Annotated in this window: 20 protein-coding genes and 6 pseudogenes; 13 read left to right on the top strand and 13 right to left on the bottom strand. The window is 67.8% G+C overall.

Annotated features, from left to right (window positions below):
- Nucleotides 1-602 precede the first annotated feature (602 nt).
- Nucleotides 603-1,700 carry a MerR family transcriptional regulator gene (locus ACFYZB_RS38150; protein ID WP_388766415.1) on the top strand — a complete coding sequence of 366 codons (1,098 nt, stop codon included), beginning with the start codon at nt 603-605 and terminating at the stop codon, nt 1,698-1,700.
- Between the two features lie 86 nt (nt 1,701-1,786).
- On the opposite strand, the pseudogene ACFYZB_RS38145 reads toward ACFYZB_RS38150, so the two are convergent.
- Both ACFYZB_RS38145 and ACFYZB_RS38140 read right to left on the bottom strand, forming a co-directional pair.
- Nucleotides 1,787-2,044: pseudogene (locus tag ACFYZB_RS38145) on the bottom strand (ATP-binding protein); the annotation flags it as partial.
- A gap of 293 nt (nt 2,045-2,337) precedes the next feature.
- Entirely contained in the window at nt 2,338-2,934 is a 597-nt protein-coding gene (locus tag ACFYZB_RS38140; protein WP_351217632.1) for a TetR family transcriptional regulator, read from the bottom strand.
- Nucleotides 2,935-3,021: 87 nt separating this feature from the next.
- On the opposite strand from ACFYZB_RS38140, the gene ACFYZB_RS38135 reads away from it, so the two are divergent.
- Entirely contained in the window at nt 3,022-3,876 is an 855-nt protein-coding gene (locus ACFYZB_RS38135; RefSeq protein ID WP_388766289.1) for an NAD(P)H-binding protein, read from the top strand.
- A 339-nt stretch (nt 3,877-4,215) separates the two neighbouring features.
- On the opposite strand, the gene ACFYZB_RS38130 is transcribed toward ACFYZB_RS38135, so the two are convergent.
- Nucleotides 4,216-4,890: a hypothetical protein gene (locus tag ACFYZB_RS38130; RefSeq protein WP_388766288.1), complete on the bottom strand. Its 675-nt coding sequence runs from the start codon at nt 4,888-4,890 to the stop codon at nt 4,216-4,218.
- Nucleotides 4,891-5,567: 677 nt separating this feature from the next.
- Here ACFYZB_RS38130 and ACFYZB_RS38125 point away from each other — a divergent pair.
- Nucleotides 5,568-5,720, top strand: a pseudogene (locus ACFYZB_RS38125) (hypothetical protein); the annotation flags it as partial.
- A 182-nt stretch (nt 5,721-5,902) separates the two neighbouring features.
- Here the strand turns inward: ACFYZB_RS38125 and ACFYZB_RS38120 are convergent.
- From ACFYZB_RS38120 to ACFYZB_RS38105, 4 genes and pseudogenes are all read right to left on the bottom strand, one after another.
- The gene (locus ACFYZB_RS38120; protein WP_388766287.1) at nt 5,903-6,385 is read right to left on the bottom strand and encodes a cupin domain-containing protein; all 483 of its coding nucleotides are present in this window, start codon (nt 6,383-6,385) and stop codon (nt 5,903-5,905) included.
- Nucleotides 6,382-7,320 (bottom strand): NADP-dependent oxidoreductase, encoded by a 939-nt coding sequence (locus ACFYZB_RS38115; RefSeq protein WP_388766284.1) that lies wholly within the window; start codon nt 7,318-7,320, stop codon nt 6,382-6,384. The genes ACFYZB_RS38120 and ACFYZB_RS38115 overlap by 4 nt, the downstream gene beginning before the upstream one ends.
- Nucleotides 7,321-7,759: 439 nt before the next feature.
- Complete coding sequence (locus ACFYZB_RS38110) at nt 7,760-8,398, bottom strand: HD domain-containing protein (protein ID WP_388766282.1); 639 nt, start codon at nt 8,396-8,398, stop codon at nt 7,760-7,762.
- A gap of 292 nt (nt 8,399-8,690) precedes the next feature.
- Nucleotides 8,691-9,302, bottom strand: a pseudogene (locus tag ACFYZB_RS38105) (alpha/beta fold hydrolase).
- Between the two features lie 355 nt (nt 9,303-9,657).
- Between ACFYZB_RS38105 and ACFYZB_RS38100 the strand changes: the two are divergent.
- Together ACFYZB_RS38100 and ACFYZB_RS38095 are read left to right on the top strand one after the other, a co-directional pair.
- Nucleotides 9,658-11,727, top strand: a complete 2,070-nt coding sequence (locus ACFYZB_RS38100) for a SpoIIE family protein phosphatase (RefSeq protein WP_388766280.1) — start codon at nt 9,658-9,660, stop codon at nt 11,725-11,727.
- Between the two features lie 115 nt (nt 11,728-11,842).
- Nucleotides 11,843-12,328: a MarR family winged helix-turn-helix transcriptional regulator gene (locus ACFYZB_RS38095; RefSeq protein WP_388766277.1), complete on the top strand. Its 486-nt coding sequence runs from the start codon at nt 11,843-11,845 to the stop codon at nt 12,326-12,328.
- A 382-nt stretch (nt 12,329-12,710) separates the two neighbouring features.
- On the opposite strand, the pseudogene ACFYZB_RS38090 reads toward ACFYZB_RS38095, so the two are convergent.
- Nucleotides 12,711-13,367: pseudogene (locus tag ACFYZB_RS38090) on the bottom strand (FMN-dependent NADH-azoreductase).
- 147 nt (nt 13,368-13,514) lie between these two features.
- Here ACFYZB_RS38090 and ACFYZB_RS38085 point away from each other — a divergent pair.
- Both ACFYZB_RS38085 and ACFYZB_RS38080 read left to right on the top strand, forming a co-directional pair.
- Entirely contained in the window at nt 13,515-14,183 is a 669-nt protein-coding gene (locus tag ACFYZB_RS38085; protein WP_388766276.1) for a nitroreductase, read from the top strand.
- Between the two features lie 100 nt (nt 14,184-14,283).
- A complete protein-coding gene (locus ACFYZB_RS38080) occupies nt 14,284-15,012 on the top strand; it encodes an SDR family oxidoreductase (RefSeq protein WP_388766275.1) in 729 nt (242 codons plus the stop codon).
- Between the two features lie 303 nt (nt 15,013-15,315).
- On the opposite strand, the gene ACFYZB_RS38075 is transcribed toward ACFYZB_RS38080, so the two are convergent.
- The gene (locus ACFYZB_RS38075) at nt 15,316-15,828 is read right to left on the bottom strand and encodes a GNAT family N-acetyltransferase (protein WP_388766273.1); all 513 of its coding nucleotides are present in this window, start codon (nt 15,826-15,828) and stop codon (nt 15,316-15,318) included.
- Nucleotides 15,829-16,192: 364 nt separating this feature from the next.
- Here ACFYZB_RS38075 and ACFYZB_RS38070 point away from each other — a divergent pair, with 364 nt between their 5' ends.
- The 3 genes from ACFYZB_RS38070 (at nt 16,193) to ACFYZB_RS38060 (ending at nt 18,566) form a co-directional block, all read left to right on the top strand.
- Nucleotides 16,193-16,858 (top strand): nitroreductase, encoded by a 666-nt coding sequence (locus tag ACFYZB_RS38070; protein WP_388766272.1) that lies wholly within the window; start codon nt 16,193-16,195, stop codon nt 16,856-16,858.
- Between the two features lie 470 nt (nt 16,859-17,328).
- Nucleotides 17,329-17,766 (top strand): cupin domain-containing protein, encoded by a 438-nt coding sequence (locus ACFYZB_RS38065; RefSeq protein WP_388766270.1) that lies wholly within the window; start codon nt 17,329-17,331, stop codon nt 17,764-17,766.
- A 194-nt stretch (nt 17,767-17,960) separates the two neighbouring features.
- A complete protein-coding gene (locus ACFYZB_RS38060) occupies nt 17,961-18,566 on the top strand; it encodes a dihydrofolate reductase family protein (RefSeq protein ID WP_388766268.1) in 606 nt (201 codons plus the stop codon).
- A 195-nt stretch (nt 18,567-18,761) separates the two neighbouring features.
- Here ACFYZB_RS38060 and ACFYZB_RS38055 read toward each other — a convergent pair whose 3' ends face one another.
- The 3 genes and pseudogenes from ACFYZB_RS38055 to ACFYZB_RS38045 all read right to left on the bottom strand — a co-directional run bounded on the left by ACFYZB_RS38055 (nt 18,762) and on the right by ACFYZB_RS38045 (nt 20,653).
- Nucleotides 18,762-19,307: a hypothetical protein gene (locus ACFYZB_RS38055; RefSeq protein WP_388766266.1), complete on the bottom strand. Its 546-nt coding sequence runs from the start codon at nt 19,305-19,307 to the stop codon at nt 18,762-18,764.
- Nucleotides 19,308-19,478: 171 nt separating this feature from the next.
- Nucleotides 19,479-20,235 (bottom strand): annotated as a pseudogene (locus ACFYZB_RS38050) (transposase); the annotation flags it as partial.
- Nucleotides 20,236-20,308: 73 nt separating this feature from the next.
- Complete coding sequence (locus tag ACFYZB_RS38045; protein ID WP_388766264.1) at nt 20,309-20,653, bottom strand: hypothetical protein; 345 nt, start codon at nt 20,651-20,653, stop codon at nt 20,309-20,311.
- 281 nt (nt 20,654-20,934) lie between these two features.
- Here ACFYZB_RS38045 and ACFYZB_RS38040 point away from each other — a divergent pair, with 281 nt between their 5' ends.
- Nucleotides 20,935-22,095 (top strand): aromatic acid exporter family protein, encoded by a 1,161-nt coding sequence (locus ACFYZB_RS38040; protein WP_388766260.1) that lies wholly within the window; start codon nt 20,935-20,937, stop codon nt 22,093-22,095.
- A 448-nt stretch (nt 22,096-22,543) separates the two neighbouring features.
- Here the strand turns inward: ACFYZB_RS38040 and ACFYZB_RS38035 are convergent.
- Nucleotides 22,544-22,705 (bottom strand): annotated as a pseudogene (locus tag ACFYZB_RS38035) (hypothetical protein); the annotation flags it as partial.
- A gap of 26 nt (nt 22,706-22,731) precedes the next feature.
- On the opposite strand from ACFYZB_RS38035, the gene ACFYZB_RS38030 reads away from it, so the two are divergent.
- The gene (locus tag ACFYZB_RS38030) at nt 22,732-23,133 is read left to right on the top strand and encodes an aquaporin (RefSeq protein ID WP_388766259.1); all 402 of its coding nucleotides are present in this window, start codon (nt 22,732-22,734) and stop codon (nt 23,131-23,133) included.
- 304 nt (nt 23,134-23,437) lie between these two features.
- Nucleotides 23,438-24,076 (top strand): HD domain-containing protein, encoded by a 639-nt coding sequence (locus tag ACFYZB_RS38025; RefSeq protein ID WP_388766257.1) that lies wholly within the window; start codon nt 23,438-23,440, stop codon nt 24,074-24,076.
- The last annotated feature ends 76 nt before the right edge of the window (nt 24,077-24,152 follow it).

Genomic DNA, 24,152 nt, shown 5'->3' with positions numbered 1-24,152 from the left:
ACGACCTGGTCGTCCGCTGGTCCGACGGCGAGACCACCAAGTACACACACGGACGCCACCTTGAGCGCCGAAACAGTGGCGGCCCGCATGAACGCGCAGCTGTGGCATGCCCGCAGGCTGCTACAGCTGCCACATCGGAGTCTCTCGAGTATCCGCTCAGCACCTGGTGCCGCCGCCCCGCCGACAGTTGGACACCTTGCGTTTGACGACGTGGGGCTGGCGCAGATGCTCCCCCACTCCGGAACCGCGCCACGCCTCAGGGCCCGGGCGCACAGGCGCGCGCCTCCTCACGTGTGAGACCGCGAGCGCGGCAGGCTCGCCACACCTGCGCACACCGCAGAAAGCCGCGGGTCCTTCGTAGTGACTTCGGGAGTCATTCTGAGGGCGGGCAGCGTGATCAATGTCAGTGACTTTTGATGTCGCTCGGGCGCTGCGGGGCCACTCCGTCCGGTTCGAGGCTTCTCTGAACCAGACCATCGCTCTGGCTTGTTGGAGTCGCCTCGGACCGCTGCTTCGCATTCGGCTCTTGCCGCCGTAAGTGGGGCTTGACCCTCACGTGGCGTCAGGCTGCATAGTCGGTTGCCGTGGAGGATCACTGGACCGTGGGACACGTGGCCAAGCTGGCCGGCGTGAGTGTCCGCACGCTGCATCACTATGACGAGATCAGGCTCGTTCGACCGTCGGCCCGGACCGCGGCCGGGTACCGGGCCTATTCGGCGGGCGACGTGGAGCGGCTGCGGGAGGTGCTGGCCTATCGGCGGTTGGGCTTCGGGCTGCGGGAGATTGCGGAACTGGTCGGGGACCCGTCCACCGACGCAGTCGTGCACCTGCGCCGACTGCGCGGCCTGCTGCTGGAGCAGCGTGATCGCGCTGACGCCATGGTGGCCGCCATCGACAGGGAACTTGCGGCACGGGCGAAGGGACTGAAGGTGACACCGGAGGAACAACTCGAGGTGCTCGGTGCACGGCTGTACGACGCGATCGGCGGCGCTTACACCGCGACACGGCGTACCGAGCCGCGGATCGCCGCGCAGATCTGGGACGCGCTCGGGGACGCGCAGACGGTACTGAACGTCGGAGCCGGCACCGGCTCCTACGAACCTGCTGATCGCGACGTGACCGCGGTGGAGCCATCGGCAGTCATGCGGGGGCAGCGGCCTCCCGGCTCGGCGCCGTGCGTGGCCGCCGCCGCGGAGAGCCTGCCGTACGAGGACCAGTCCTTCGACGTCGCGATGGCCGTCTCCACCGTTCACCACTGGGGGGACCCGATAGCGGGGCTGCGCGAGATGCGGCGCGTGGCCCGCCGTGTGGTGGTGCTCACGTTCGACACCGACGAGCCTCGATGGCAGGACCGGTTCTGGCTTACCCGCGACTACCTGCCCGAGTTCGCCGCCGTCCTCGCAGAATTTCCCTCGCTTGCCGGGATGGCCGACGCGATCGGCGCCCGCGCTGAGCCGGTGCCCATCCCGTGGGACTGCGCTGACGGCCTGTTCGAGGCGTACTGGCGCCGGCCGGGAGCGTATCTGGAGGATCACGTGCGCCGTGCGATGTCGGTGTGGACGAGGGTCGGGCCGGAGGCCGAGCAGCGGGCGGTGCGAAGCCTCAGCGACGACCTCGACTCCGGCCGATGGGCCGAGCGCAACAGCGACCTCGCCGACCTCGACGCGGCAGATCTCGGCCTCCGCCTGCTCATAGCCTGACCCGCCTCGCAGGTTCAGCGTCAATGGCGGCTCCTGGACGGCCCGCGGGTTCGGCTGTCAGGCGGCCCCTCCCGTGTGGCGGCCGGTCAGCCGGCCTGGGCCTGTTCGGTTTGGGTCTTGGCGTGGGCAAGGCGGTAGGACTCGGTGCCGGTCTGGATGATGGCGCCGTTGAAGGTCAGCCGGTCGACGATGGCCGCGCAGTGCCGGAGATCGGTGAACGTCTTCGTCCATCCGCTGAAACTCTCGTTCGAAGCGATGGCGACACTGTTCTTTTCCTCGCGCTCCGTCAGAACCTGAAACAGCAGCTCAGCGCCCCTGCGGTCAAGCTCCATGTAGCCGAGCTCATGGCCGGGAGGACCGTTGGACTGAGGCTCGCGTGCCTGCGGACCAAGCCGGTCTTCTCGAGCGTCTCGCGCCAGCGGTCGATCGGGATGCGCCGTCCCGGCCACCAGTCGGCGGCGCGCAGTCCTCGATCACGCCGGTTTCCCGTAGTGACGTCGCCGCCGGATCGGCCCACGCCTGGTCCATCGGCACGTTCTCGGGCGAGCCTGGCCACCAGCATCCGGGAGGCCTGACCGGGCACGTGGCGACGCGTGCGCCGGGCCGCGGGGCCTTCTTCGACCGGGAGTGCCACCTGTCACCGCAGTTGGTTGAATGCCTGGTCGGCGTCGGCTACGGCTTCGGGGTGGACGTCGTGGGCGGCTCGACCGTCGGCGATCTTCTGCCAGTTGGTCCGGGCGAGCACCCGTTGGACCACGAGTACCTGGGCGGCTCGCAGGCGTGCCTGGATGCCTTCACCGAGGGCCTCCGCCAGTGCTTCCTCGTCCTCGAGCTGGTACTGCGTGAGCCGTCCCGCCAGGCTCGGCGTGGTGAACACCAGCCGATGGAACGCCACCACCTCGGGGTGATCGTTGAGGCCTGTTACGGGGTCATACTGATCAAGGCCGGCCCGGAAGTGCCGGTGCAGCGCCGTCACCGGCTTGATGCCGGACTTACGGTCACGTACGACGCGTGCTGCCTCGCCCTGGTGATCCGCAAACCGGTACAGCACCAGGTCTTCCTTGGTGGGGAAGTACCGGAAGAGAGTCGGCTTGGAGACCTCGGCCGCCGCGGCGATGTCGTTGACCGAGACGCGGTCGAAGCCGCGCTCCAGGAACAGCGAGACGGCCGCGTCGCCGATGGCGTCGCGCGTCCGCTCCTTCTTGCGGGCCCGCAGTCCCGTCGGCTCGCTCATCTGACCATGGTAACATTCATTACCGAGTTGCTTTTTTAACCGAGTAACGCTTTCCTGGTCGGTGTGAATCAGACAGACATTCCTCCCGTGCTCGTAACCGGAGCGACGGGCCGGGTCGGCCGCGTCGTCATCGACCAACTCCTCGAAGCCGGCGTGCCGGTCCGCGCCCTCACCCGTCGCGCTGAGATGGCGGCGACACTGCCGGCGAAGGTAGAGGTCTTCACCGGCGACCTCACCGTGCCCGAGTCACTCGACCCGGCATTGAAGGGCGCCGGTGCGGTCTTCCTCGTCTGGACCGCCCCACCTCAGACCGCCGAGGCAGTCGTCGAGCGGCTGGCAGTCCACGTGCGGCGGGTCGTCTTCCTCTCCTCCCCGCACCAGACGCCGCACCCCTTCTTCCAGCAGCCCAATCCCATGGCTGCGCTGCACGCCCACATCGAGCGGCTCATCGCGGCCACCAGACTCGAGTCGACAATCATCCGGCCGGGGATGTTCGCGTCGAACTCGCTGGCCTGGTGGGCGCCCGCAATCCGGGCCGACGAGGTCGTCCGGTGGCCTTACGGCGCTGCCGAGACGGCACCGGTCGACGACCGCGACGTCGCAGCCGTCGCGGCGCGGACGCTCTATCAGGATGGATACGTCGGAGCTGACTACGTGCTTACGGGCCCCGAATCGCTGACCCAAGCCGCGCAGGTGGACGTCATCGGTGACGTCCTGGGGCACCGGATCGCATTCGAGGAGATGACGCCGGACGAGTTCCGAAGGCTGTCGGAGGGCGCGGCGCCCAGCTCGGTCGTCGACATGCTGCTCGCCGCGTGGAGCGCGGCGGTCGGACAGCCCGCGTACATCACCACTGCGGTGGCCGACATCCTTGGGACGGCGCCGCGAACGTTTCGCCAGTGGGCCGCCGACCACGCCACCGCGTTCACGGAGGGTTCGTAGCCAGGTTCGCCGTCGAGGCGCACCGCGTCCTGACGCTGGTCGAGCCGCCGGTCAGGTGACGGCGGATTGGGCTGCGTCCAGGAGGCTGAGCAGGTGCTCTGCTTCGTGGATGAGGGCGGCGCCCGCACGAGTGGCTGCGAGGGGGCTGGTCCGAAGTTTCATGTCCGTCCGTAGTTTCATGTCCGTCCGTCCGGCTGGCCGAAGGCCCAGGTCAGAGCCCTGACCAGCCTGTCACATCACGGACTTACACGATCTTTCAGACACGCTGTCGCCCAAGGTGTCGGTCTGGGGTCGTCGCAGCTGGGCCACAGGTAACAATCGAACTGCGCCGGCCCGGGGTCAGGCCAGAAACTCGGCGAGGGGAAAAGAGCGATGGCGACGTGGTGGAACCAGGTAGTTCTGCCGGTGAGTCGTGCGCAGGACCGAGTTGATGCCGGCGTGAGGGCTGCGCGGTGCGATGGGGAGTGTCCTGTCGGGATAGTGGCCGTCCATCGCGAGCCGAACGCGATTGAAGATGCCAATCGTCGGCTGGAACTGAATGAAGTGCAACCCGGCCGCTTTCTTCTTGCTGTAGTAGTCTCCCGTCGGATCTGATGTGTAGTGGAATGGATTGTTCAGCGTGTCGAAATCGCCGCGCACGGGGATGGTCGTCCCCGTGGGGTAGGCCTTCCCGTAGTTGCTGGTCGTCGACGATGTGGTGCTGTCCACCTGCGACATACTCCCAGTGTGACCGTAGGCGTGGTACCGCTTGCCCCCTTGCGCCACTTCGGCCTCACTCTGACCTGGCGGTTGGAAGGCATACGTACCCGGCGCGGGCGAGAGGCCGGGTTGGACCATCGCCTGGACGCGATCCGCGTACTGAGGGTAGTTCTGTTCGTACCAGGCCACCAGATCTTGGAACAGGTGCGAGAGATGCATGGTGGTGCCCTGTTTGAAATAACCGTTGGGCCACTGATCGGTCAGGCCGGGCAGGGTCTCCAGATTGGCGATGACGTCGGGTCCCAAGTTCGTCATCGCGCTCCTGTTGACACCGACGCCCTCCTCGTCGCACAGGGAGCAGAGGGACGCGACGAGTGGCATCGTGGGCATTCGGCCGGACCGCCTGGACGCCCCCGACCCGCCGCGGCTGGTATGCGTGGACCCGTGGCGGACCAAGGCCGCCGAACGCGCCACCGTCCACCTGCCGATCCGCAACGGGCACCAATCTCGCGCTGATGAACGCCCTGGTGCACCAGTTGAGCGCCCACGGCTGGGTGGACACCGCCTACGTGAACGCCCACATCGTGGGCTTCGACCGGCTCGACAGGCTCACCGGGAGACGACGCCCGAGTGGGCGGCCGAGATCTGCGGCGTACCGGCCGACGGCATCCGGGCCGCGGCGGAGATCTTCGGCACCAGCAACAGGGGGGTGTCGACCTGCTCGATGGGCTTCTACCAGTCGCGCCGGGCCACCGCCGCGTCCTGCCAGGCGAACAACCTGCACCTGCTCGGGGCATGCTCGGCCGCCCCGGCGGGGGAATCCTGCAGATGAACGGCCAGCCCTCGGCACAGAACAACTGGGAAGTGCGGACCGGCACTGCCGGGATTCCGCAACTGGAACAACCCCGAGCACGTGCGCGAGCTGGCCGAGTTGTGGAACGTGGACCCGATCGTGATTCTCCACTGGGCCGCCCCCGACCGACGCGAACGCGATCTTCCGCTACGCCGAGCAGCGTTCGATCGGATTCCTGTGGATCGCCGGCACCAACCCTGCGGTGTCCATGCCGGATCTGGCCCGTATCCGGCGCATTCTCTCCGGCGACCAGTGTTTCGTCGTCGTCTCCGACGGCTATCGCACCGAGACCACGGAACTGGCCGACGTGGTGCTGCCGGCGGCGCTGCGGGCGGAGAAGACCGGCACGTTGCGTTCTCAAGGCAGTGGCATTGATCTGCTCGAAGGCGTCCGCGGCGGAGAGCGGCGCGGTCGGTCTCGGAGAAGTAGCCGGGTGTTGCGCGTGGCGGTGCCGCCGGCTGCACGTCCACCGGGCTACGACGCCGGGTCGTCGATCTTGAGTTTGTCTCCGGTGTTTGAGACGAAGACGACCAGGAGCTTGGCCCGTGTCGTCGGGCTGGTGTTCTCGGTGAGGACGTGGTGGGCACCTGGCGGCTCGACCCAGTTGTCGCCCTGGTGGTAGGTACGCACGGGCTTGCCCTCGAGCTGGCTGCGCAGGGTGCCTTCGAGGACGTAGGCGTAGACGAAGGCCTGGCCGTGCCGGTGCGGCAGCGCGCGTGCGTCGGGCGGGAAGTCGACGATCGCCGAGGTGAACGTCTTGCCCTTCACGTTCGGCAGGGCCTGCTGGAGCAGCGGCTTGAGGGTTTCGGTGGGGCGTGTCGAGGACATGGCCGCAGGCGATGCCGCGGCCGCGGTCGTCGCCTTGGCGTGGGCGGGCTGGTCCGAGGTCGAACAAGCCGTGGCCGCAGTCAGCGCGGCGACGGCCAGCAAGCCACCGGCGATCCGCATTCCCATCATGATCGGTCTCCTGTTCGGTCTTCCGTGACGCGGATGATCGTCTTGCCCGGGGGGCGCTCGCCGGGGGCGAAGGCGGAGGGTGCTTCGGCAAGCGGCCGCACAGCGCCGACGAGCGGCTTGAGGCGGCCGTCCCTCAGCCGCGCGGCGAGATCGGCGAGCCGGGCGCGGTCGGGTTCGACGACGAAGAAGATTGCACGCCCGTCCTTGGGCTGGACTTTGGGCGGCATGACGATGCTGACCAGGGTGCCGCCGGGGCGGACGAGTGCGGCCGAGCGGTCGAGGATGTCGCCGCCGATCACGTCGAACACGACGTCGGCCTCGCCGGCGTCCTCCAGCTTGTCGGTCTGCAGGTCGATGAAGGTGTCGACGCCGAGTGCGCGTGCCCTGTCCCTGCCGGAGGCGCGGCCCGTGCCGATGACGCGGGCCCCGGCCTCGCGGGCGAGCTGTACCGCGATCGAGCCGACGCCGCCCGCGGCACCATGGATCAGAACGGTCTGGCCCGTGGTGAGGCGGCCGTGGTCGAACAGGCCCTGCCAGGCGGTCAGCCCGGAGATCGGCAGCGCGGCGGCCACGGTGTGGTCGATGTTCGCCGGCAGCGGGGCGAGGTTGCGGGCCTCCACCGCCGTGTACTCGGCGAGCGCGCCGTTACGGGCCCAGTCGGCCAGACCGAAGACCCGCTGTCCGACGCTCAGGCCGGTGGTGCCGTACCCCAGCTCCACGACGACACCGGACAGCTCGTGCCCGGGCACGCTCGGCGTCCGGTCGCGGCCGGCGCGATCGGTCCACGTGGCAGGCCAGTCCAGCTCGCCACGGGTGAACCCGGCGGCGTGCACCCGCACGATGACGTCGTTCTCGGCCGCGTGAGGGTAGGGCATGTCCGTCAGGGACATCCCGGCAAGACCGGCGTCACGGTCTCGCACAGTGATGGCTTGCATACAAGGTCCTTACTGGGAGGAGAGGCGGCCCGAGCGCCCTGCGCTCGCGCGCAGGGCTCACATGGGCGCACAGCGGCTGCAGGGGGATGTATGCCGTTCTGCACGATCGATCTCACCTGTACTTGCGTGTTCCTTCGCCGCCCGTTGTGCGTCCTCATCAGGGAGACGAGGGGCCCCCGCGGGTGTGCCAGCTCGGACGCGCGGCAATTCGTCGGGATGGATGACCCTGATCTGGACCGTGCCGACGGGCCAGACCCGGCCTTCCCGGTGGAACCCGAGGGCGAGCTCGCCGCCGACCTCGGCGAAGTCGTGCGGTCCGGGTGCCACTGTCGCGCCGTACGCACCATGATCTCGGCGACGCGCTCGCCTCCGTGGATGAGCTCGCGTGCCGCGGCGGCCTTGCCGCCGCCGTCGGTGACGTAGACGGCGTCCGGGTGCATCAGCTCGGCCAGGCGGCGCCGAGGATGCGCTCGACCGTGGTCGTGCGACGGAATCCGGGAACGAAGTGCTCCAGCACATCCGAATTCACGGTTCCGTTCGTGGTCTCCGGGCGGTGCCTGAGTCCTTCGACGTAGGCCTGCAAAAACTCGTTCTTGAAGTCCCCCCGCGGATGAACGGCGATGATCTCGTCCACCTGGCCGCGATCCAGTTCGTCCAGGCCCAAGCCGATCACGTCGGTCAGGACCCCGAAATTCGTGATGGCGATCTCCGGGCCCATCCGCCCGGGAATTCCCGGGGTGGTGTGCAGTGCGATCGCCGTCCACACCACGTCGGCGGCCGCGGTGGAGAAACCGCGGTCGAGCATGAACTTACGTGCGTGGTCGGCTCCATCGACCTCGAAGCGCTGCTCCACGTCGGAAAACGGCGTCAAGAGGCCGGTGTCATGAAACATGGCGGACAGGTAGAGAAGTTCCGGGTCGGGCTCCAGGCCGAGTCTGCGAGCGTGAATGACGCCGAAGACGAATACGCGCCGGGAGTGATGGTAGATGAGGGGACTGGTCATCTTTTGCATGAGGCGGGTGGCTTCCGCGACCGCCTGCGTTTCAGGAATCTCGACCCCGGCGATCATCTCGCTCATAACCTCTGCGCCTTTCCTTATGAGTGTGCTACCCATGGACGATGCGTTCGTCTTCCACAGTGCCGACCACCTGGTGTCCGGCGCTGCCTCGGTCCGGCCATGAGTCACCCGAATCCGGACAGGCGGTCAACGCGGGTAGGGGCTCCGCTACCCATCGGGGCGTACGGTTGTCCGGCGCAGTGCACGTGTGCGAGCCGACCCGTGACCGGGCCGCCAACAGATGGCTGTTCTGGTGGACAGCTCCGCGCCGACCGGAACACGTGAAGGCCGGCGGGCGATGCGGACTGGCCGGTCAGCCCCGAGCGAATTCAAGGAGGTCGGCGTCGAACCGTTCCGCGAACTCGGGGATCATGGACAAGCCGTGCGGGGCACCCGGGCAGACCTTGAGGGTCACCTCCTTGACGATCCGCGACGACTTGTTCGCGGATGCCACGATGGGAACGATCTGGTCGTCATCGCCGTGAATGATCAGCGTGGGGATGTCGAACTTCTCGAGATCCTCGGTGAGGTCCGTCTCGGAGAACGCCTTGATGCAGTCGTGGGCACTCTTGATGCCCACCGACATGCTCCAGAGCCAGAAACTGGTCGCGGGAGCGCTGAGGTCCTTGTAGTACTGGGAGCGGTTCGTCAGCACGGCGTTTCTGATCTCGTCGAAGACATCGATCGGCAGTCCCTCGGGATTCGCCGGCGTCTTGAGCATCAGCGGGGGGGATCGCACCGAGCAGAACCACCTTGACTACACGACTCGAGCCGTGCCGGCCGATGTAGCGCGTGCCCTCCCCCCACCGGTCGAGTGACCGACGTCCGTGATCAGTGGCCAGCCGTGGGATAAGACCACGGGTGGACCCGATCCCCAGTCCTTGAAATAGATGTCCGTGCCGTCCTTGGCAGTGGCAAAGGCCATGACTGCCCCTCCAGCCTTGTCCGGGATTCTGGATTTCGTGAACGTTCGGATGTGAACGTTCGGATTCGCCGAGCCGCATTTCAGAGGCCACAATCAACAGCGGACGCGCATAGGGGGCGCAGAGAGGGCCCGCAGCGGAAAGCGGCCCATGAGCACGCCGTGGGGCCCACTCTACTCGGGAGCCCCTACTTCAGCACGGCGGGTTGTCAACAGCGGCCCCATACGCGTCGGCGTCAGGGGGCGCTGAGAAGACAGGGCGCAGCGTCCCCTTCGGATCAGGCGATGGCGCGTCGAGGCGGGATCAGCGCGGTCCTCTGCCCTGGAGGGACCGGCACATGCGCGGCATAGTTGCAGTATGTCCACCGATGGTGCTAAATCCTCGGCTGAAGAGTGGGCTGCGGAACCGAGCGACGTCCTGGCAGTGCTCAGTGCCGACATGACGGTCTCCGTGTGGACGGGCGCGGCCGAGCGCCTGTGGGGCTATTCGGCTGTCCAAGTGCTCCATAGTCCCGTCGGGAGGCTGTTGGTTCCGGGCACCCCGGAAATCGACCGTGTCTTCGCGGGCAGCCCGTGGTCGGGTCGGGTGCGAATCCGCCGCCACGACGGCCATGCGGCAAGTGCGGACCTGCGGGTTACCCCTTTGGACACTGACGGCGGAGCGGGTTGGCTCGTATGGGGGCCGAACACCTTTGGCCGGCCAACCCTGTATCCGGCTGCGGTGGATGCGCTCTTCCACAACTCGCCGATCGGTTTGGCCATCTGGGACCGGGGATTGCGCTGCGTCTGGTTCAACGACAGCGTTCACAATCAAGACATCTACAACGCCGAGCCGGAGTTGGGCGGCTATGTCACCGACATGGTCCGGGCCCGTCACCCGGAGTTTCTGGAACGAGCTATGGCGCGCGTCTTCCGCAACGGCCTGCCGCTCCTCGGGCACGAACTGTGGCCCGCCAAGGATCAGGACCACGACCGTTACTACCGTGTTGACTTGGTCCGTCTCGATGGATCGGACGGACGACCACTGGGCGTCTGCTCTGTGGCTGTGGAGGCCCGCACGGGACAGGAAGGCGGACGCCTTCGTCTGCTCAATGAAGCGAAAAGCCGCATCGGGACTGATCTGGACCCTTTGGTTACCAGTCAGAGGCTGGCAGAGACAGCGGTACCGAACCTCGCCGACTACGTCACCATCGACCTGGTACAGGCCGTGCCGCTGGACAAGGAGCCATTGAGACGCCTCAAGACCACCGATACGAGTATCCCTGGTTTCTATCGCGCGGGCGCCGCATCCATCCACGACGACCTCCGCGAGTCTCTCTGGACGCGCGGAACGCCGGTCTACGTACCACCGACCTCGCCTTTCACCACCGTACTCAAAGATCATAGGTCCCACTTCGAGCCTGTTCTCGACACCTCTCCCGGCACTTGGCTGGACAACGACCCGGATCGGGCCCGGGTCATTCGCCAGACCGGAATGCATTCCCTCATGATCGTCCCGCTGCAGGCCCGCGGTGCGACGCTCGGCATCGCCGTCTTGGTGCGCAGCCAGAACCCGGTCCCGTTCAGCAGAGCGGACCTTGCTCTGGCGGAGGAACTCGCGGCCCGGGCCGCACTGATCATCGACAACGCCTTGCGATACACACGAGGTCGAACAGCCGCGCTTGCCGTACAACGCGACCTGATGCCGCACCGCCTGTCAGGAGGGCGCACAGTCGAGGTGGCCACCCGCTACCTGCCCGCGGACACGCACGACGGCGTCGGCGGCGACTGGTTCGATGTCATACAACTACCCGATGCCCGAGTGGCCTTGGTCGTGGGAGACGTTGTCGGTCACGGCATCAAGGCAGCGCTGACCATGGGACGCCTGCGCGCTGCGACCCGTGCGCTCAGCAAGTTGCCATTGCCGCCCGACGAATTGCTGCGTCTCATGGATGAGCTCGCCGTCGACATCGCCCGTGACCGTCCCGACGACGGCACCTTCACACCATCGGCTTTCAACGCCACCTGTCTCTACGGTGTGTACGACCCGCAATCTCAGCGATGCACCATCTCCAATGCCGGCCATCCCCCACCCGCGATCATCTTCCCAGACGGATCGGTCGACTTCGTCGAAGTACCGCCAGGTCCACCCATCGGGGTGGGACTGGGCTCCTACGAATCGACCGAAGTGGAGCTACCGGACAGCAGCGTGATAGGGCTGTACAGCGATGGTCTGATCGAGGGGGATCACGACATCGACCAAGGACTGCAGCGGCTGCGCACCGCTCTCAGCGGCCCTGTTTCGAGTCTGGACGACCTCTGCACATCGGTCCTCGACACCCTGGCCCCTGACGGACCGGCGGACGACGACATCGCCCTCCTTCTGGCCCGTCCCCACCCCGCCGCTGACTCGGAGCAACGCGGCAGTACACATCGAGGCCCTGCGTAGCTCTCTTCCGTAACTCAGCGACCACGTCCACTGGCAGGCCGACGCAAGGGTGGGCTGTAGCGGATGCGCCATTTAGTTTCAGGAGATACCGTATCGAATGAAGTATTCTGGCCCTATGGGCACTGACGTTCCTCACCGAACCGCCGCCTCCCATGCGACCGACCGCCCCGGGGATGCGTCGCCTTTCGCGCTCGGTCTGCTGCTGCGCCGGGCGCACTGGCGCGCGGCCGCGGTGATGGGGGAGGCGCTTCGGCCGCTCGGCATCGAGTTGCGGCATTTCGCGGTACTGATCGAGCTGGTCAATCACGGGCCCACGGTGCAACGGGATCTGGCAGCGGCGACGGGGTCGGACAAGGCGGGAATCATGCGGGTCGTGGACGACCTGGAGCGGAAGGGCCTGGCCGTACGCAAAGCCGTTCCGGGGGACCGGCGGGTGCGGGCAGTGGAGATCACTCCTCAGGGACTGGAGCTCTTCGATGCAGCCCACGTGGCGGCGGGGCCTCTGGCTGAGCGCCTGGTTGCGGAATTGGGACCCGGTGAGCCCGAGAAGCTGAAGGATCTGCTGACCCGGCTTGCTCATCCGGCAGACGGCAAGGCGTAAGCGCGCGGGCGCACCGGTTGTCGGCCGCATCGGCGCGCTTGCTCTCACGCCGCTTTGGCGGCGGACCCGGTTGAGGGCTGGGGCCATCGTCGCGGGCCGGCCTGGCGACCGGCGGCCGGGCGGGGCTGTCGCCGACGGGGCCGGGTCGTCCGCGCTGGTGCCGCCCGCATGCGTGGCCGATGGTGCGCTCCTCGCCCTCACCAAGCATCGTCGTCGTCTCGATGCGCGCCCTGGCGACAGGCCGAGCATCGGCCGCCATCAGGACCCGCCCTCCTACCCCCAGATGTAGCGCGCTACGGGCGCCGCCGGACAGGGCGCTCGCGCCGTGGACGCCGTGTGACCTCCTGAGGTGGGGCATCACACGGCGTTCACAGCCCGGGAGTTACGCAGCAAGACGCTCTGCGAGTTCTTTCGCCTTGGTGGTCGCGTCCTCGAGGGCGCGCTTGCGGGACGCCTCGTAGAGGGGGACCGGTTCTGTCATGGCCGGGTTGCGGGGGGCCATGGTGAGTTCCGGGACGATGAAGTGGAGGTCCAGGCCGAGCGTGTTCTTGAGGACGGCCTCCAGGTAGTTCTGTACGAACTCGTGACCCTCGCGCGGGGTGCCCGGCGCGTAGGAGCCGCCGCGGCTGGCGACGATGACCGGATTGCCCTGGGCAGTGGGGGTCTCACCCGCGGTGCGGCCGAGCAGGAGCACGCTGTCCAGTCACGCCTTGAGGGCCGAGGGAATCGGGAAGTTGTACATGGGGGGCGCCGATCAGGACGGCGTCCGTCTGCTCCGGCTCCTCGATGAGCTTGACTCGCGCGGCGAACGCGGCGAACGCGGCGGACTGCTCCGGGGTGCGCTCGGCGGGGGCGGCGTGACCGGCGGACCATGCGGCGGCGGTGATGTGCGGACCAGGGTCGGCGGCCAGGTCGCGGTAGATCACCGTGCCCTCCGGGTGCTGCTCCCCCAGGTCTTGCGGAAGGCGGCCGTGACCGACCGGGACGAGGACGCCTCGCCCGGGAACACAGACGAGTCGATGTGCAACAGCGTGGCCATGGGTTTTCTCCTCGTAACGGCGCCCCAGGCGGGGAGCCAGGGGCTGGGAAATTCATGCTCGACGATAGTTGCGGACGATACGGTATCGAGTGATACCGTCTTGAGTGTGATGAAGGTGAACCCGACGAGAGATGGAGGCGGGTGATCATGGACGTCTACGAGGCGGTCACGAGCCGACGAGCGGTGCGCCGATTCACCGACCGCCCCGTCCCGAGGAAGACGCTTGAGCGGGTGCTGTCCGCTGCGGCCTGGGCGCCGTCCGGATCGAACATCCAGCCGTGGCACGCCCACGTGCTGACCGGCGCACCGCTGGCCGAACTCAAGAAGCGTGCCGGCGAGCGTCTGGCGTCGGGTGACCCCTGGGACGCTCCGGAGTACGAGATGTACCCGCCCGAGCTGAAGTCTCCGTACCGCGAGCGCCGATCCGCCTTCGGTGAGCAGCGCTACGGCGCGCTCGGCATCGCGCGTGAGGACCTGGAGGCGCGTCAGCGGGCGGCCGCCGCGAACTGGGACTGCTTCGGCGCACCCGCCGCCCTGTTCTGCTACATCGACAAGGACATGGGTTCGCCCCAGTGGGCCGACGTCGGTATGTATCTGCAGACCGTCATGCTGCTGCTGCGCGCCGAAGGACTGCACAGCTGCACGCAGATGGCCTGGGCGAAGTACCACAAGACCGTCACGGAAGTCCTGTCACCCCCGGAGGGGCTCATGCTCTTCTGCGGCATGTCCATCGGGTTCGAAGACGTCACAGCGGGTGACGCCCGGACAGGCCGGGCGCCGCTCGACGAGACGGTCACGTTCGTCGACGGCCTTTGACGCTCACCCCTCCTTGGTCGATCAACGACCGTTTCATTTCGCCCCCCACATAGGGGTCTATATGCAATATTGCGCACGTAATACAGACGAAAGGCATGTCATGAAGATCGCAGTCATCGGCGGTACCGGCCTGATCGGGTCGCAGGTCGTCAAGGACCTGAACACCGCCGGACACGAGGCGGTACCGCACTCGAAGTCCACCGGAGTCGACATCATCAGCGGCCAGGGACTGGACCAGGCGGTCGCGGGAGCCGACGTCGTTGTCAACCTGACAAACTCCCCGACCTTCGACGGCGCCTCCCTGGCCTTCTTCCAGACCTCGATGGACAACCTCCTGGCCGCGGCCCGCAAGGGCGGCGTCGGCCACTTCGTCATCCTCTCGATCGTCGGCGTGGACCAGGTGCCGGAGCTGGAGTACTACCGGGCCAAGGCGCTCCAGGAGAAGATCCTCGCGGCCGGGCCGATCCCCTACTCGATCGTCCGGGCGACGCAGTTCATGGAGTTCATGGACGCCGCCATGTCCTGGACCGCCGACGCCGACACCGTCCGGCTGCCCGCCACGCCCATCCAGCCCATCGCCTCCAAGGACGTGGCCGACGCGGTGGCGGAGGTCGCCGCCGGCGCCCCGCTGAACGGCATCCGCAACATCGCCGGCCCCGAAGTCTTCACCCTGGACGAGCTGGGCCGGATCACCCTGTCCCACAAGGGCGACAGCCGTACCGTCGTCACCGACCCCACCGCCGGCATGTTCGCCGTCGTCAAGGGCGACGTCCTCACCGACAAGAACGCCCACCTCGCTCCCACCCGCTACACCGACTGGCTCTCCTGACATCTCCGCCTCGGTCCGTCCCAGCCCGGCAGTGTGGTCCCTTTTACGGGGAGCGTCCCGCTACAGCCAACGGCTGTGACGTTTCAGGGGCTTCGTCGGAATCCGCAGTCCTGGACTGTCACTGAGTAGACAGGTTGGTTTTGTTCATCAGTCGCGCCAGCAGCTATTCACGGCTTCGGGAGGCACCATCACCGAGCCGTGTTCGATGTTCATGAGAATGGGCAGCACCACGGTGAGCAGCCCTGAGATCGGCGCCCGGTGCGCGTGCCGCGCGGGAGTTTGCCCCGCGCGGCACGGGCTGGGTCAAATACCGAACGCGGCGGCGTAGTGGACGGTCCCGCTGGGGAGCGGATGGCCGGCGTCGAGGCTGAGTGCCATCAGGGCGTCGTCGGGGATGTCGATGCTCAGGCCGATGCCGTGGTCCGAGGCACGGGTGAACCCGAACCGGGGGTAGTAGGCCGGATGCCCGAGGACGACCACGTGCCGCTCCCCCAGGGATCGTGCTGCGGCCAGGGCGGCACGGATCGCCGCGGTACCCGCACCGGTCTGCTGCTGCTCCGGTCGGACGGCGCACGGGGCCAGGCACAGGGCCGGCGTGGTGTCGATGTGGCAGCGGGTCAGCAGCGCGTGGCCCACCGGGCGGCCGGTCTCGTCCGCTGCGACGAGGGAGAGGCCCTCGATCCAGGCGGTTGGGTCGGCGCGCAGGCTGTCGACGAGGTCAGCCTCGGCAGTGGTGGGGAAAGCGGCAAGGTTGATGTCGCGGATGATGGGGATGTCGGCGCTGGTTTCGGCGCGCGCGAACCAAATGGTGCCCATGACGATGGGAGATCCGTTTCGGGAGACGTTCGTGTGGTGGCCCCGCGAGCTCACGCTCTCAGCGAAGGCAGGACAGAGAGTCAGGCCACGGCCCGGGACGTGAGGGAGACCTGGACGCTACGCACGGTGGCCATGAGCGCGATCATCAACCTCACCTCCCATCTCCAGTCCCTGGTCAAGCACGAATGCAACCACCCTACACGGCCCCGAGAGCCCACCCACTGTCCTGACGACCTTGCCGCTGTCGAAACTCGTGCACATCGGCATCCGGTGTTCGAATCCAGGTGCCAAGGTGGGATGGGAAGTGCTGTCCGTTCTCGTGGTCAGAGCCAACAGGTGGAGCAGGCGAGGGAGGCAGATGGTCTTGGATGTCTATGAGGCGGTCACGAGCCGACGGGCGGTGCGCGCGTTCACCGACCAGCCCGTCCCCAGGCAGGTACTGGAGCGAGTGCTGTCCGCCGCCGCCTGGGCACCGTCCGGATCGAACCTCCAGCCGTGGCGCGCCTACGTGGTGACCGGTGAGCCGCTGGCTGAGCTCAAGAGGCGAGCCGGCGAGCGCGTGGCCACAGCCGACCCCTGGGACGAGCGGGAGTACGAGATGTACCCGCCCGCACTGAAGTCTCCCTACCATGAGCGCCGATCCGCCTTCGGCCATGAGCGCTACAGCGCACTTGGTATCGAGCGCGAGGACTGGGAGGCACGCCAAAGGGCCGCGGCCGCGAACTGGGACTGCTTCGGTGCGCCCGCCGCCCTCTTCTGCTACATCGACCGCGACATGGGCCGACCTCAATGGTCCGATGTCGGCATGTATCTGCAGACCGTCATGCTCTTGCTGCGCGCCGAAGGATTGCACAGCTGCCCGCAGATGGCCTGGTCGGTGTATCGCAAGACCGTCGCGGAGATCCTGTCACCCCCGGACGAGCTCATCCTCTTCTGCGGCATGTCGATCGGCTTCGAGGACGCCAGCGTGGGCTACACCCATACGGGCCGGGCGCCGATCGACGAGACCGTCACGTTCGTCGAGGGGTAGATTCGCGACTGCCTGACGATCATGGTTGGCCAGGACGCCATCCTGATCGGCGGCGACGCCGACTTCCTGACGGCCTTCTCTTCGGTCTTCGTCATCGGCAACAGCCTCCGTCTGCGTCGCTTCGGTGCCGCCAACCAGTAAGCGGTCGCCCCCGCAGGTGTCTCCACGCCCTGGCGTCGTCCTCCGTCCGCACGAACGGGACAGCCCCGGCCGGTATCCCTGGGCTCCGCGGCCCGCCTCCGCAGCCAGCAGTCCAACGCGGACAGCGCTCGCCCCTCCGCACGCTGTGTCATCGGCACAGTGTTGGGCATGGCAGGCGCGGAGCCATGAGGCAGAGCCGACCGGCGTACCCGGAAATCGACAGGCCCGGGATATGGGGGCGTGGGAGACGGTGCCACCGGCTCCCGGATTGTGGCGGTTGCCGACGGAAGGCAGGGTGGTCTCGAGACGGGCTCACGGAGGTGTGGCGCATGTCGGAGAAGAACCCGGAGCACGGGACCGCCAATGAGGTCTCCCTGCCGCCCGAGGTCCAGTTGCTGCAGGAGGTCACTCCCCCCTTCTTTCCCGAAGGTGGTTCGGGAATGACCATTCTCGTCGAGTGGCCTCCTGGTCATCCCGGGCTCCCTCCGCATCGCCACTCGGGCCCCTCGTTCGGCTACGTGATGGAGGGCGCGCTTCGGTTCGAGCTCGAGGGTGAGCCGGAGCGTGTGGTCGAGGCCGGTGGGACGTTCTGGGAGCCGGGCGGTGACGTGATCCACTACCAGGACGGCAACGCCCTGCCGGACGCACCGACCAAGTTCGTGGTGACCATGGTGTGCGCGCCGGGCCAGCCGATGCTCACGTTGGTCGACGAGGAGGAGCTGAAGGAACGGGCGCACCTGCGCGCCCCGCGTCCCTCCGAAGGCTAACCCGCGAGATCGGCACGCGTCACTTCACAACAGGCCAATCGTTGCCTGATACGGCCCCAGGCCTCCGGGGAAGCCGCTCCGCCGACCTGATCGGCTGCAGCGTCATGGGTTTTCTCCCTACTCCACAGCGCGGCCGATGAGTTTGTAGTTCCCGGCCGGTCCTAGCTCGTGACGCCCTAGGAAAGGACACCGCCATGTCGGAGCTTCTCGTCGACTTCATCACCTCCCTCGACGGCCACGCATCGGGAGAGGGATGGCCCGGGTTCTGGGGTCTCGAGGGCCCGGAGTACCTCGCATGGCTCGGCGAGCAGCCCGAGGCCACCTACCTGATGGGAGCGAACACCTACCGCCTGATGTCGGGCTTCGCCGCAGGCGAGGTCCCGTATGGCCAAGACGAGTTCAGGCCCGAAGAAGAGGCGTCCGTCGATGAGCTCACGCAAGCGTCCAAGGTAGTGTTCTCCTCCTCGCTCGAGGAGCCACTGACGTGGGCCAACTCCACGCTCGTCCGCGACGACGCCGTCGAGGCGGTCCGCGCCATGAAGTCGAGTGGCTCGGGGCTCCTCAGCACGATCGGCAGCCTTAGCCTGTGCCGGTCCCTGCTACGAGCCGGACTCGTCGACCGCTTCCGGGTCGTGATGTTCCCGGTGATCACCGGGGCCACGGGCGAAGAACGCATCTACGACGGCTATCCGGACGTTGCCCTCGAGATGATCGAGCACCGCACCTTCGACGGCCGCATCCAGCTGGTCGAGTACAAGCCCCGCGTGCTTGAGCACCCGCCGCTCGGCGTCCCGGCGTGACGTCGCCCCGTCCGCCAGTCTGAACGGCCGCCAGACCGGCGCCGACGGGCGCGGAGCAAGAGCGAATAGAGGGCGAACGGCCAACGTCAGGACGCCCGGGGCGGCGGCAGCACCACGGTGCTGTCAAAACCCGCGAACATCTCCCGCTGGATTGATCACCAACTGCCTCCGGAACTCACGCACAAGTGCCGTCGCTCAACGTGAAGGACAGGATGCCGAGCACGGTGTCGACCACTCCCGGCCGGTGGACTCCACTCGGTGGAGTGGAGCCCACCCAGTGGAGTGGATGCGCGGCATCGCCGTTGCGATGCACAGCATCGGGTGCGGCATCGGATGCACCCAGTGGCCGGCCTCCCGGCCGCGGTGCGGTCCGGGCTCCTGCGGGCGGTGCGCTCGTTGGTCGTCCTCGCGCACCGGGTGCGGCCTCTCGGCATCGTCGCGGTGCGCATAGCGGTCCATCGTGGCGCGGGCCCGGTCGGCCGCCGCGGTGAAGGCGTCCTCGAGGCGGATCAGGCGCAGGGCCCGCAGCGCCGTCAGGTCGACCGCCTCCTGTCGGCCGGGCTCCTGCTCCTCGTCGTCGTGGTCGGGGTCGGCCGCCTCGGGCGCGAGCAGCTGCTCGGGCATCGCCGCCTGCTGGTGCGCGACGACGTCGTACGCCCGGCCGCGCGTGGCGACGGTGGAGCGCAGTTTCTCGCGGACCGCAGCGCCGGAGAGGACGGCCCGTTCGTACTGCAGCGGCACGCGGGGTGTCTCCCGCTCCCCCGGCTCCAGGCCCGGAGGCCGGGGCGCGGCGAGTGCGCTCGGGTCGGCCGGTGGCTGCCGGTCGGGGGCGGTGGTGGGCGGGCGCTGGCGGTCGGAGGTCAGGTCGGCCAGTGACCAGCGGGCGTGTAGACATCTCAGGCACTCAACGTGTCAAGCGGCGGCTGCGAGCTCGGCGGCGAAAGCGGTCTGTTCGTCGAACAGGGCACCGTGCTGAAGGCAGTAGTAGAGCTGGCCGAGCATACGGTTGAAGAGGTTCCTCTGAGCTGCTGCGTGCCAGTCCCCGGCGTCGCGACGGCGTCGATAGTGAGCTTTGGCGCCGGGCGAGGCGGTGATCGAGGAGAAGGCCCAGAGGTAGCCAGCATGGTTGAGGCGGTCATTCTTGACCCGTCGGCGGGTGATGCTCGACTTCTTGCCGGAGGCCCGGGTGATGGGCGAGGCTCCGGCGTACGCCTTCAGGCCGCGGCCATCCGTGAAACGAGCCTTGTCGTCCCCGATCTCGGCCAGCACCCGGGCGCCGAGCTGGATACCGAGCCCAGGAAAGCTCAAGATCACCTCAGCGTCCGGGTGCTGAGGAAAAGCCTCTTCCACCGCCTCGGCGAGGTCGTCGGCGGCGGTGCAGGCGGCCGCCAACTGGACCAGGAGGGCGAGCATTTGCTTGCCCAAGCACCTCCTCGACCAGCGGTGGCTGACGAGCCCAGTCGGTACGGAGGGCATCCCGAAGTCGGCCGACCTCTTCATCGATGCCTCGCTGGCGGCCGGCCCTTCGAAGTGCGGCCGCCAGCTGCGTGCGCGTCAACTTCGCCGCGCAGGTCGGCGTCGGGGCGGCTCTGAGGAGCTCCCGGGCTTCTGGACGGCCTCGGCTGCGTGAGCAGGCCGAGGCCTGGGAGGAGCAGATGTGTAAGGACGCAGAGAGCGGCAGGAAGCCCCGGCCGGAAGGTCCGCAGGCGGGCCAACGCCGTAGCAAGCCTGTCCGTGACGGCTCACCGGCCGTGGCCGTCGGCGGACACGAACATGGCCAACTGGTCGCTGATCCAGGGGTCGAACATGGCCAGCTGGTCGCTGATCCACGGGTCGAACATGGCCAACTGGCCTGCGACCCAGGGATCGGGGCGGTCGTGCGCTTCCCGCCGCGCACCGGCGTACCCGGATCCGTTGGTCCGGTTTCCGTGACCTGGGAGGTTTCGGCTGTCGCCGGCGACCGCCTTGATGTGCCCGCGTGCCTGGGACGGGGCCGCAGTCGCGGTACCACCGGCGGTCCAAAGGGCGCCCCCGATGAGCGCCGCGGAAACGCCCGCACGCGCCACACGCGACATGATCTTCTTCATGATCTTTCCTCCTTGGGCAGCCCGGCGGTCTGATCACTGCGAACGGCGGAACCCACCGGTGTCACTGCGCCATGGAACATACGCACTCCAAGCATGGTTGAACAATAAACTACTAGAGTGAGACAAAACACCCCTTTGAGGGGAAATGCGACCCGCGCCTCGGGTGGGCACACGCGGTCCGACACAGGCGGCCCGCCGGGGGTTCGCACAGGCGGACCATCCATCGATGACCGTGGCCGACATCACGGCCAAAGAGGGCAAACGGTGCCACTATCGGCGTCGTGCAATATTCAACCATCATGGTGGAGCGCACGGCGATGCCGGTCACCGCACCGGTACGCGCCCTCACCCGCCGGATCCAAGGCAAGCACGCCGATCACGTGGTGCACGGAGTCAAGACGGTCATCGCTGCCCTGCTGACCTGGGCGGTCGTCGCCCCGTGGGTCCCCCAGAACCAGCCTTACCCAGCCGTCGCCACAGCCGTGCTCATGGTCAATGCCTCCACGGTCTACGAATCGGTGAGGAAAGCGGCGCAAAGCGTGGTGGCGAGGATCGCCGGCCTGATCCTCGCCCTCGTGACCGCGCGGCTTCTCGGACCGACCGCGGGCGCCGTCACGGTCATCGCTCTCATCGCGGTCCTGGCCGGACCTCGCCGCACCGCCGACGACCGTCTCCAGATCGCTTCCACGGCAGTGATCGCGTTGACCGTCACCGCGACCGATCCCATGGGCCACCTCCTCTACCCCGTACTGCAGACGCTCACCGGCGCGGTCGCGGGCATCGCGGTGAACGCTCTGGTGCTGCCTCCGCTGTATCTGAACGAGTCCGACTCCGCCCTGCGCGACCTCGCCGAGGCCCTGGGCTCACTGCTGCACGACATGGGATCCGGCCTCGCCCGGCGACAGCTCACCTCGAAGGGCTACGGCTGGCTGCACCAGGCCCGTGCCCTGGACAAGCGGCTCACGCACGCGGAGCAGCAGGTACAGCAGGCCGACGAGAGCCTGCGCTGGAACACGCGCTGTGTCGCACACGCCCGACGCAGGAACACGGCGCACGTGGACAGCGATGCGTTCAAGGTGCTGCGCGGCATAGCGATCCAGGTTCGCGGAATCGCCCGCACCCTGGCCGACAGTGCCCACGACGGGCACACCGATCACCACCTGGGACAACAGTTCCTCGACCGGTACTCCCACGCCCTGCACCTGGCCGCCGCAGCCGTCCAGGACTCCGTCACGACACACCTGACGGCAGACCCCTCCCACGCCTCCCCCCGCGAACGGCTGCGGACAGCCATCGACGGGACCCTCACCTGGCACCACGCCATGACCGACATGATCGGCCAGGGACAACTCACCAAACCAGGCGCATGGCACGTCTACGGCTCACTCATGACAGACCTGGAAAGGCTGCTGACCGACCTGGACCACGCACACAAACACTGACCCCAGTGGCCCTCTTGCTGGACCGCGAAGAAGATATCGGGGTTGCCGTTCGGGGCGGTGGGCTGTGCCCCTGGCGATCGGAGGACATGGGGGGTGTCACCGGGCCCGAGGGGTGCCGTCGGAGACGCTGATCAGAGGTCCTGCCACTGCCCGGCCCGGCGCAATGCCCGGCAGCTCGCGGTCATCAGTCCCGGAAGGTGCCTCCCCATGGCCAAACTGTCGTCGTCGATGAGCGCGCGTCGAACGTGGCCGCATGCTGCTGTGCCGGGGTACCCGGGCGCTCCGGCGGAGTCGGGATGCCCTGCCCTGAAGTGTTCCTGCTCGTCGTGCCGCCTGCGCCTGCTGTTGCGAAGGCCGGCTCGGGGCGTTCCTCGAACCGGTCCAGCTTCTTCCTCACCTCGGCGACCGGTAGTGCTGGGCCCCCGTACGATCTCCGCCGGTGTCCGGCTCATGTACCAGCCGTGTACGCGGGGTCGACAAAGTCGGACGGCCAGCCGGCCAGGTCGACGGCGTCGTCGTACACGGCGTCACCGAACGCCACGGTGACCTTCTGCGGGTCGGCCGTCTCCCCGAGTTTGTCCCAAAGCAGAAGCACCAGACCCACGCCGGGATACCAGGCGGCGCCGTCGACGCCCCATGGCCGGGTCCTTGCCGGGCACCGCTCTGGGGCGTGCCCTGCTCGGCACCCCTCTCGCCCGCCCGAACGTCCGGTACGCCCTTGTGAGCCCCGCCATCAGCCGGACACCCGTCCTGATCGGTATCCGTGAGGCGGTCGCCACGGCAGTGCTGCCGGTCATCGTGCTCCGCGTGGTCGGCGATCCCGACCAGGAAGAGGTGGCCTCTGCCGTCATCGGGACGACCCTCGCCGTCCTGATCCTTCTCACCGCAGGCACCACGGGCGGCAAGCTCAATCCCGCCCGCCAGTTCGGCCCCGGGGTCATGGCCGGCGCGCCCGGCCCGATCTGGCCGTACCTGGCCGGGCCGATGACAGCAGCCGTCGTTGTCGGGACACCGGCACTGCTCCTGCCCAGCCGGTAACCGGTGCGGAGCAGGGCAGGGCCGGCCGAGCCAGGCCGCGGCGCGCCGCATCCACCGTCAAAGCAGCCGAGCGCCATACCCGGCCACAGCCGGCCGACAAGCTCACGTCCCCGCACTTACTCGGCCACGGGAAGTTCGTTCCGTGGCCGGGCCCGGAGCGGTCGGCCGTCGCCGCCCGCAGATCCCGCGTCAGGATCTGTGGGATGCATGTCCGTTTGGACACTTCCGGCTACCGGACCGGATGGAGACCGTGGAGATGAATCGGATGCGACCCATTCCTCGACCTTTCCCTTCAGGAGTACCCATGCCCGAAACGATTGCCGGGATCACGGTCCCGGACACCGCCCTGGTCCGCGAAGCGACCGCTCTGGTACGCCAGTCGGCCGACGACACGCTGTTCCACCACTCCCGCAGGGTGTTCCTGTGGGGAATGCTCAAGACCGCTGTCCGGGGACTCGAGGCCGACCCCGAACTCGCCTACGTCGGCGGCCTCTTCCACGATCTCGGGCTGACGGCCGACTACCGCACGAAGGACCGCCGCTTCGAGCTCGACGGCGCCGAGGCGGCGTACGGCTTCCTGCGTGACCACGGGCGCAGCGAGGAGGAGGCACGAAACGTCTGGCTTGCGATCGCGCTGCACACCACTCCGGAGGTGCCCCTCCACCTGGCGCCCGAAGTCGCCGTGGTGACGCTCGGCGTCGAGACCGACGTCCTGGGCCTGGACCTCGAGCAGATCACCCCGGTACATCGTGCCGAGGTCGTCGCCGCCCATCCCCGTCCGGATTTCAAGAACCGCATTCTCCAGGCCTTCTACGACGGCATGGCCGACCGGCCGGACACCACGTTCGGCACGATGAACGACGACGTCCTGGCGCACTTCGACCCCACCTTTCAGCGCAAGGACTTCGTCGCTGTCATACGGTCCAACGCCTGGCCCGAGTGACCTGATTCGCGATCACCCTTGGCGGCGTCGCGGGTCGGCCAGCAGCCGGCGAGGGGCCGGCCGGCGCTCTTGGCCC

Source organism: Streptomyces sp. NPDC001852, assembly GCF_042891825.1.
Taxonomy (GTDB): domain Bacteria; phylum Actinomycetota; class Actinomycetes; order Streptomycetales; family Streptomycetaceae; genus Streptomyces.
This window is presented reverse-complemented; position numbering and strand designations above follow the sequence as displayed.

Coding starts and splice junctions, on each gene's coding strand:
- ACFYZB_RS38140 (WP_351217632.1), bottom strand. CDS start 2,934: ATGAGCGAGCCGACGGGACTGCGGGCCCGCAAGAAGGAGCGGACGCGC.
- ACFYZB_RS38130 (WP_388766288.1), bottom strand. CDS start 4,890: ATGACGAACTTGGGACCCGACGTCATCGCCAATCTGGAGACCCTGCCC.
- ACFYZB_RS38120 (WP_388766287.1), bottom strand. CDS start 6,385: ATGATGGGAATGCGGATCGCCGGTGGCTTGCTGGCCGTCGCCGCGCTG.
- ACFYZB_RS38115 (WP_388766284.1), bottom strand. CDS start 7,320: ATGCAAGCCATCACTGTGCGAGACCGTGACGCCGGTCTTGCCGGGATG.
- ACFYZB_RS38110 (WP_388766282.1), bottom strand. CDS start 8,398: ATGAGCGAGATGATCGCCGGGGTCGAGATTCCTGAAACGCAGGCGGTC.
- ACFYZB_RS38100 (WP_388766280.1), top strand. CDS start 9,658: ATGTCCACCGATGGTGCTAAATCCTCGGCTGAAGAGTGGGCTGCGGAA.
- ACFYZB_RS38095 (WP_388766277.1), top strand. CDS start 11,843: ATGGGCACTGACGTTCCTCACCGAACCGCCGCCTCCCATGCGACCGAC.
- ACFYZB_RS38085 (WP_388766276.1), top strand. CDS start 13,515: ATGGACGTCTACGAGGCGGTCACGAGCCGACGAGCGGTGCGCCGATTC.
- ACFYZB_RS38080 (WP_388766275.1), top strand. CDS start 14,284: ATGAAGATCGCAGTCATCGGCGGTACCGGCCTGATCGGGTCGCAGGTC.
- ACFYZB_RS38075 (WP_388766273.1), bottom strand. CDS start 15,828: ATGGGCACCATTTGGTTCGCGCGCGCCGAAACCAGCGCCGACATCCCC.
- ACFYZB_RS38065 (WP_388766270.1), top strand. CDS start 17,329: ATGTCGGAGAAGAACCCGGAGCACGGGACCGCCAATGAGGTCTCCCTG.
- ACFYZB_RS38060 (WP_388766268.1), top strand. CDS start 17,961: ATGTCGGAGCTTCTCGTCGACTTCATCACCTCCCTCGACGGCCACGCA.
- ACFYZB_RS38045 (WP_388766264.1), bottom strand. CDS start 20,653: ATGAAGAAGATCATGTCGCGTGTGGCGCGTGCGGGCGTTTCCGCGGCG.
- ACFYZB_RS38030 (WP_388766259.1), top strand. CDS start 22,732: ATGGCCGGGTCCTTGCCGGGCACCGCTCTGGGGCGTGCCCTGCTCGGC.
- ACFYZB_RS38025 (WP_388766257.1), top strand. CDS start 23,438: ATGCCCGAAACGATTGCCGGGATCACGGTCCCGGACACCGCCCTGGTC.